Source organism: Mesorhizobium sp. M1E.F.Ca.ET.041.01.1.1 (genome assembly GCF_003997355.1).
Classification (GTDB): Bacteria; Pseudomonadota; Alphaproteobacteria; order Rhizobiales; family Rhizobiaceae; genus Mesorhizobium.
Genome location: NZ_RZSL01000991.1, coordinates 1 through 1375 on the forward strand (window position 1 = coordinate 1; position 1375 = coordinate 1375).

Consider the following 1375-nt stretch of genomic DNA (forward strand, 5'->3'; position numbering starts at 1 on the left):
CGAGCAGCAAGAGGCGCGGTTCGGCGACCAGCGCGCGGGCAAGCTCGACCCGCTTCTGCAGGCCATAGGACAAGGTGCCGGCGAGCCGGTCGCGCACGTCGGTCAGATGCAGGAATTCGAGGATCTGATCGGCGCGGCCGCGTTGCTCGACCTGCTCGCGGCGCGAGCGGCCGACGCCTAGGATCTGACCGGCGAAATTCGACCTCGAGCGGTAAGCGAGACCGGACGCGACATTGTCGAGAACGTTGAGACCCTTGAACAAGGCGAGGTTCTGGAAGGTACGGGCGACTCCGAGGCGCGCCAGTTGTTGGGTCGGGACCTGCGCATATCGCGCGCCGTTGAGGCGCACATTCCCACGATCCGCCCGGTAAACACCGCTGATGACATTGATCAGCGAGCTCTTGCCGGCGCCGTTCGGCCCGATGATGGCGCGTATCTCGCCGGGCCGAACGGACAGGTCCACATCCGCCAGCGCCACTACGCCGCCGAAGGAAAGACCTATGCCTTCGAGGGAAAGAAGCAGCGCGGCCCCTTCCGCGACCGCCTGTTCAGACTTGACCGCCTGTTCAGACTTATCGTCGTGAACCTGCCGTTGGGCCCCCGGCAGCCCTTGCGCGAAGATTTCCGGCGCATAGACCGAAGCCTCGATCGACCCGAAGGCATGGTTGGATATCGGCATTCCAATCGTCCCCAACTGTAGCGAAGGCACGCACGGGCCCGGCCGCACGCTCGATGGAGCGTTCGGTTCATCATCGTCGGCTGGCCAGACGATCTCCGGCTAGCGGCCGGCGTTGCTATTCGGCGGCCAAGGCCGCCGCCGCCTCTGCGTTTTCCAGCTCGCGCACGAGCGGGATGACGTGCCTGCCGAAATTCTCGACCTCTTCCTGGAAGTGCAGGAAGCCAAGCAGGATGAGATCGGCGCCGGCGCGCTTCAGATCGACGATACGCTCGGCGACCTGTTTCGGCGTACCGATCAGGTTCGAGCGGAAGCCGTCATTGTACTGCACCAGGTCGTCGAAGGACGACTTCGCCCAATTGCCCTCACCTTCCGGCGAAGCCTTGCCGGCGTTCTTGACCTCGTGGCCGAAGGCATTGACCGCTTCCGGATTGGCCTTGGCGATAATCTCGGCAAGCACCGCCTTTGCCTCATCCTCGTTCTCGCGCACGATGGCGAAGGCATTGACGCCGACCTTGACCGAGTGGTTGTTGGCCTTCGCTTTCGCCTGGATGTCGTCTACCTGCTTGGCGATCTCGGCCGGAGTGTTGCCGTTGGTGAAGTACCAGTCGGAAACGCGTGAGGCCATGTCGCGCGCCGCACGCGACGAGCCGCCCTGGAAGATCTCGGGCAGCGGCTGCGGCGGCTTCGGCTTCAGCG

Annotated in this window: 2 protein-coding genes; both read right to left on the reverse strand. The window is 64.4% G+C overall.

Features of this window, described 5'->3' with window-relative positions; all coding sequences use genetic code 11:
• A partial coding sequence (locus tag EOA38_RS36685) for an ATP-binding cassette domain-containing protein (RefSeq protein WP_145966295.1) occupies positions 1 to 679 on the reverse strand: 679 nt, incomplete at its 3' end.
• Positions 680 to 794: 115 nt separating this feature from the next.
• The coding region (locus EOA38_RS36690) for an LLM class flavin-dependent oxidoreductase (RefSeq protein WP_127301510.1) at positions 795 to 1375 on the reverse strand (581 nt) is incomplete at its 5' end.